We start from the raw sequence: 5,803 nt of genomic DNA on the forward strand, positions 1-5,803 counted from the left end.
CGCCGACGCACCCGACGTCGTGGCCGCGGTCCGGGCGTCGGTGACGGCGCAGGTCCAGGTGGCCAACCCGAAGTACCTGACCTAGTTCACCGTCGAACACACGAGGAGTCCACGCACATGCGCGCAGCACGGGTGACCCGCACGGACGGGCCGCAGTCGGTGGAGGTCGGCGAGGTCGCCGACGCGACCGCAGGCCCCGGCGAGGTGCTCATCGAGGTGAAGGCGGCCGGGGTCAACTTCCCGGACCTGCTGCTCACGCAGGACAAGTACCAGTACAAGCCGGAGCTGCCGTTCACCCTCGGCGGCGAGCTCGCGGGCGTGGTGCGCGAGGCCCCCGCGGACTCGGAGTTCACGGCCGGGGACCGGGTCGCCGCCTCCACCAGCACCGGGGCGTTCGCCGAGCTGGCCACGGCGAAGATCGGCAGCGTCTTCCCGCTCCCCGACGCCGTCGGGTTCGCCGCGGGCGCCTGCCTCCCGATGAACTACCTCACGATGACCTTCGCGCTGATTACGCGCGGCGGGCTGCAGGAGGGCGAGACCGTCCTGGTGCAGGGGGCCGCGGGCGGCATCGGGACCTCCACGATCCAGCTGGCGAAGGCCCTGGGCGCCAGGGTGATCTCGGTCGTGTCGAGCCAGGAGAAGGCCGACTTCGTGAAGTCGATCGGCTCCGACGAGGCGGTCCTGGTCGACGGTTTCAAGGACGCGGTCAAGGAGCTGGGGGGTGCCGACCTGGTCGTCGACCCGGTCGGCGGGGACCGGTTCACCGACTCGCTGCGCTGCCTCAACCCGCTCGGCAGGCTGCTGGTCATCGGGTTCACGGCGGGGGACATCCCCACGGTCAAGGTGAACCGCCTGCTGCTCAACAACATCGACGTCCGTGGCGTCGGCTGGGGTGCCTACGCGATGCCGCGCGAGGGCTACACGCGGCGGGAGTGGGACACGCTCGTCCCGTTCCTGGAGTCCGGTGTGGTCGACCCGCCGATCGGCGGCACGTTCCCGCTGGACAAGGTGGGCGAGGCGGTGGAGCGGCTCGGCGAGCGAGGGGTGCTCGGCAAGTTCGTGATCGAGCCCTGATCCGGGTCCTACGCGACGAGCCCCGCCTGCGGGCGGTCGACGACCATGGTCATCGTCAGCTCCGGACCGTCGCGGCGCACCCGCGGGAGGGGGAAGACCCGGCGTAGGGCGGCCTGGGCCCCCGCGTTCACCACGAGCATCTCGCCCACGAGCTCGCGGTGACCCAGGTCGGCGGCGCGGTCGCGGGCGGCCTGCAGCAGCCGGGTGCCGACCCCGCGGCCCTGCCAGTCGTCGACGACCTCGACGGCGAGCTCCGCGCGGCCGTCGCCGAGGTCGATGATCCGCACGATGCCGACCGGCCCGCCCACGGCGAAGGCCGCCAGGGCGACGTGCGTGCGGCCGTCGAGGGCGGTCAGGCTGCGGCGGGTGGAGGCCGGGAGCTCGGCGTACGGGAACTGGAAGCGCAGGTAGCGGCTGTGGGGGGACAGTCCGGCGAAGACCGCGTCGACGACGTCGCCCTCGTCGGGGCCGAGCTCGCGGACGTGGACGAGGCTCCGGACGGCGGTGTCGTGGCCGGTCGTGGGGCTGGCGGTGGTGATCGGATCGTCCCTTCTCGTGACCCGGGGGATGTCCCCGATGCCTGGAAGGGTCCGTGCGTCCGGGCGCTCGCACCGTCGGTCGACCGGGCCGTCGGCCGGGGGGTTCCGCTGTCCCCCGACCGCCCGACAGGGCGCGTGCTTCAGGCCGGCAACTGACCGCAATGCGGCGATACTGGGGCCATGGCCTCCACCAGCTCCCGCACGCTGCGGCTGCTGTCGCTGCTCCAGACCCACCGCTACTGGCCGGGGCAGGAGCTCGCCGGGCGGCTCGAGGTCTCGCCGCGCACGCTGCGGCGAGACATCGACCGGCTCCGCGAGCTCGGCTACCCGGTCAACGCCCACCGCGGGGTCGACGGCGGCTACCAGCTCGCCGCGGGCGCCGCCCTGCCCCCGCTGGTGGTGGACGACGAGGAGGCCGTGGCACTCGCCGTCGGGATGCAGGCGGCGACGCAGGGCGCGGTGGCGGGGATCGAGGAACCCGCGCTGCGGGCGTTGACCAAGGTCGTGCAGGTCATGCCGCCGCGGCTGCGCAGGCGGGTGGACGCACTGCGCGGGGTCACCGTGGCCACGACCTGGGGTGGGCGGCGGGACGAGCCGTTGGACCCGGAGGCGTTGATCGTCGTCGCGCAGGCCTGCCGGGACACCGAGCGGCTGGAGTTCGGCTACACCGCGCGGGCCGCCGAGGCGACGGACCGACACGTCGAGCCGCACCGGCTGGTGCCGCTGGGGCGGCGCTGGTACCTGGTCGCCTACGACCTGGACCGCCACGACTGGCGGACCTTCCGGCTCGACCGGCTCACCGAGCCGCGCCGCACCGGCGCCCGCTTCCGGCCGCGGGAGCTGCCGACGGTCGACGCGGCGGACTTCGTGAAGCAGGGCATCCGGGGCAGGCCTGCGACCTACGAGGTGGAGGTCCTGATCGCCGCGCCCGCCGAACGGTTGGCGCACCTGGACCGGTGGGCGGTGATCGAACCCGACGGCCCGGAGCGCTGCGTGCTGCGGATGTCCGGGGACGACCTGGACTGGCCGGTCTTCGCGCTCGGCACGTGCGGCGCGGACTTCGAGGTGCGGTCGCCGCCCGAGCTCGCCGAGCGCGTCCGGGAGTGGGGCACGAGATTCGCCCGATCGACGGAGGTCTGACGCATCGTCGCAGGTCGGCACGTATCACCAGGGCGGCGGTGCGGCTCCGTCCGACATGGGAGTGACGCGGACGGAGCGGGAGTGGCTGGAGCTCGTGGCCACCCTGTTCGCCGAGCCGCTCGTCGACATGCCCGTCGACCGGATCGGCCCCATGTTGATGACCACGTTCGAGACGGCCGGGGTGACCTTCAGCGAGGTCGAGCCGGAGTCGCTGCGCCACCGCTGGTGGGACGGCGGGCTGGGCGCGCTGGCCCCGGACCTCGCGCAGTGGAGCGTGCACCGGGCGGACCGGGAACACCCGCTGCTGCGGTTCTACCTCGCCACGGGCCTGTGGACCCCGCGGCAGGTCGCGGACGTCCCCGACACGTTCCAGGACCGCTGGACCGCCGACGGCGGCCGGGCCCTCGCGAACGACTGCTCGGCGGCCCAGCAGCTCGCCCTGCCCCTGCGCGCGACCGCCGCGATGAGCCGCTCGTTCGTGCTCGGCAGACAGGACCCCTGGGGCCCCGGCGAGCTGGCCTTCGCCGAGCGGCTGTGGCGGCTGCTGTCCGGGCTGGAGAAGCAGGTCTCCGCGCTCGCCGCGGTGACCGGGGGACAGGGCGTCTCGGCGGCGGAGATCCCGTTGACCCCACGCGAGCAGGCCGTGCTCGGGCTGCTCGCGCAGGGCCTCACCGCGGGCACGATCGCCCGCCGCCTGGGGATCTCGCCCCGCACCGTCCAGAAGCACCTGGAGCGCTGCTACCTGAAGCTGGGCGTCACCGACCGACTCTCCGCCGTGCTGCGGGCGCAGGCGCTGGGATTGGTGTGAGCGCACCGGGGTGAGCGCCGCCGGCCTGATCGCGCCGCCCAAGATCGCACGTTTCGTGCTCTCAGCGCGGCAAGATCGCTGGTTGCGTGCTCTCAGCGCTGCCCCGACCGCGCTGAGAGCACGAAACGTGCGCTCGCGCTGGCTAGCGCCCGCCCCGCGCCATCCGCAGCACGTCCAGAGCCTCGTCCAGCTGCTGCTCGGTGAGCTTCCCGTCCTCCACGTGACCGCGCTCCACCACCACCTCGCGGATCGTGCGGCGCTCCTTCAGCGACTGCTTCGCGACCGAGGCCGCCTCCTCGTAGCCGATGTACTTGTTGAGCGGCGTGACGATGCTCGGGGACGACTCGGCGTACTCCCGGGTGCGGTCCAGGTCCGCCTCCGCCCCCGCGATCACCTTGTCCGCCAGCAGCCGCGCGGCGTTCGCCAACAAGCGGGCGGACTCCAGCACGTTGCGGGCCATGACCGGCATCATCACGTTGAGCTCGAGGTTGCCCTGGGTGCCGGAGAAGGCGACGGTCGCGTCGTTGCCGATGACCTGCGCCGCGACCATCATCGTCGCCTCGCAGATCACCGGGTTGACCTTGCCGGGCATGATCGACGAGCCGGGCTGCAGGTCGGGCAGGCGGACCTCGGCGAGCCCGGTGCGGGGCCCCGACGAGAGCCAACGCAGGTCGTTCGCGATCTTGTAGAGCGACACCGCGACGGTCCGCAGCGCCCCCGAGGCCTCCACCAGCCCGTCCCGCGAGCCCTGGGCCTCGATGTGGTCCGGGGCCTCGCTGAGCGCGCCGAGCCCCGTCGCGGTGCGCAGCTCCTCCACGACGCCCGACCCGAAGCCCTCCGGGGCGTTCAGCCCGGTGCCCACGGCGGTCCCGCCGATCGGGAGCTGACCGAGCCGCGGCAGCACGTCCTCGACCCGGGCGATCCCGTACTCGGTCTGGCTCGCCCAGCCGCCTGCCTCCTGGCCCAGCGTGATCGGCACGGCGTCCATCAGGTGCGTCCGCCCCGCCTTCACGACGTCCGCCCAGTCCGCCGCGCGCGTGCGCAGGGTCTGCGCGAGGTGCTGCAGAGCAGGCACGACGTCCGTGGCGAGGGCCTCGACCGCGGCCACGTGGATCGTCGTCGGGAAGACGTCGTTGCTGGACTGCGAGGCGTTGACGTGGTCGTTCGGGTGGACGTCCGAGCCCGACGCCCGGGTGGCCAGGGTCGCGATGACCTCGTTGGCGTTCATGTTCGACGAGGTGCCGGAGCCGGTCTGGAAGACGTCGACGGGGAAGTGCTCGTCGTGGTCACCGGCGGCGACCTCGTCCGCCGCCTCGGCGATCGCGGCCGCGAGCTTCTCGTCCAGCACCCCGATGCGGCCGTTGACCCGCGCCGCCGCGCCCTTGACCAGACCCAGCGCCCGGATCTGCGCCCGCTCCAGGCCCCGCCCCGAGATGGGGAAGTTCTCCACGGCCCGCTGGGTCTGGGCGCGGTACAGCGCCTCGACGGGGACGCGGACCTCGCCCATGGTGTCGTGCTCGATGCGGAACGCTGCGTCGTCGCTCATGGTCCCATCCTGCTACTGAGGGTCGCCTAACCGCTCGCGCTGATGAGCGGGATTACACCCTCCGAGGGAGTGTCGCCCTACTGATCTTCCTCCGCACGGGCGCATTCCGCTCGTGATGTATGTGAAGGGTTAACGACCGACTCCCTCTTGCAGAACCACCACACGCGGTGTCGACGACAGGGGGACGAGGACACCATGGCAGGTCGGGACGACGGGGACTGGCTCGATTTCGTCGCGGAGCTGATGCGGGAGCCGTTGACGGAGCTGCCTGTGGAACGGGTGTGCGCGATGCTGCGGGCGACGTTCGAGAGCCGCGCTGTCGCGGTCAACGACTTCCAGCCGGACGGAACGGTGCAGGGTCGGGTCCTCCCGCTCGACGCGAGCCTGGAGGGGTACCGCGCGGACCTGATGGCGTGGGGGCTGACGCGGACCCAGACACACCCGATCGTCCAGTACTACATGGGGACCGGGGACGTCCGCCTGATGCAGACCGCCGACGTGCCGGCGGCCCTCGTGGACATGCGGTTGTTCGGCGACGGAGCCGCGTTGCTCCGCAACTGCGGGACCGGGCAGCAGCTGGCCTTCCCGATCGGCCCCGGCCCGGCGCCGCGGACGTTGGTCGTCGGCAAGCCGCAGGTCTACGGCGCGGCCGAGATGGCGCTGGCCGAACGCGTCTGGCGGCTGCTCAACGGGCTG

General features: G+C 72.8%; 6 protein-coding genes. 4 read left to right on the forward strand and 2 right to left on the reverse strand.

Translation table 11 applies throughout. The annotated features are described in order from the left end of the window. The first annotated feature begins 117 nt into the window (after positions 1-117). Positions 118-1,074, forward strand: coding sequence for an NADPH:quinone oxidoreductase family protein (locus H5J29_RS18740; RefSeq protein ID WP_181782257.1), 957 nt, complete (start codon positions 118-120; stop codon positions 1,072-1,074). A gap of 8 nt (positions 1,075-1,082) precedes the next feature. Here H5J29_RS18740 and H5J29_RS18745 read toward each other — a convergent pair whose 3' ends face one another. Then, positions 1,083-1,775: a GNAT family N-acetyltransferase gene (locus tag H5J29_RS18745; protein WP_181782259.1), complete on the reverse strand. Its 693-nt coding sequence runs from the start codon at positions 1,773-1,775 to the stop codon at positions 1,083-1,085. A gap of 18 nt (positions 1,776-1,793) precedes the next feature. Here H5J29_RS18745 and H5J29_RS18750 point away from each other — a divergent pair, with 18 nt between their 5' ends. Both H5J29_RS18750 and H5J29_RS18755 read left to right on the forward strand, forming a co-directional pair. Further along, positions 1,794-2,753 carry a helix-turn-helix transcriptional regulator gene (locus H5J29_RS18750; RefSeq protein WP_181782262.1) on the forward strand — a complete coding sequence of 320 codons (960 nt, stop codon included), beginning with the start codon at positions 1,794-1,796 and terminating at the stop codon, positions 2,751-2,753. A gap of 55 nt (positions 2,754-2,808) precedes the next feature. Further along, complete coding sequence (locus H5J29_RS18755; protein ID WP_181782264.1) at positions 2,809-3,561, forward strand: helix-turn-helix transcriptional regulator; 753 nt, start codon at positions 2,809-2,811, stop codon at positions 3,559-3,561. A gap of 142 nt (positions 3,562-3,703) precedes the next feature. On the opposite strand, the gene H5J29_RS18760 is transcribed toward H5J29_RS18755, so the two are convergent. After that, entirely contained in the window at positions 3,704-5,107 is a 1,404-nt protein-coding gene (locus tag H5J29_RS18760) for a class II fumarate hydratase (RefSeq protein ID WP_181782266.1), read from the reverse strand. Positions 5,108-5,302: 195 nt separating this feature from the next. On the opposite strand from H5J29_RS18760, the gene H5J29_RS18765 reads away from it, so the two are divergent. Beyond that, on the forward strand, positions 5,303-5,803 hold a 501-nt coding region (locus H5J29_RS18765; protein WP_181782267.1), incomplete at its 3' end, for a hypothetical protein.

The sequence above is a fragment of the Pseudonocardia pini genome (genome assembly GCF_013870575.1).
GTDB classification, from domain to species: Bacteria; Actinomycetota; Actinomycetes; order Mycobacteriales; family Pseudonocardiaceae; genus Pseudonocardia; species Pseudonocardia pini.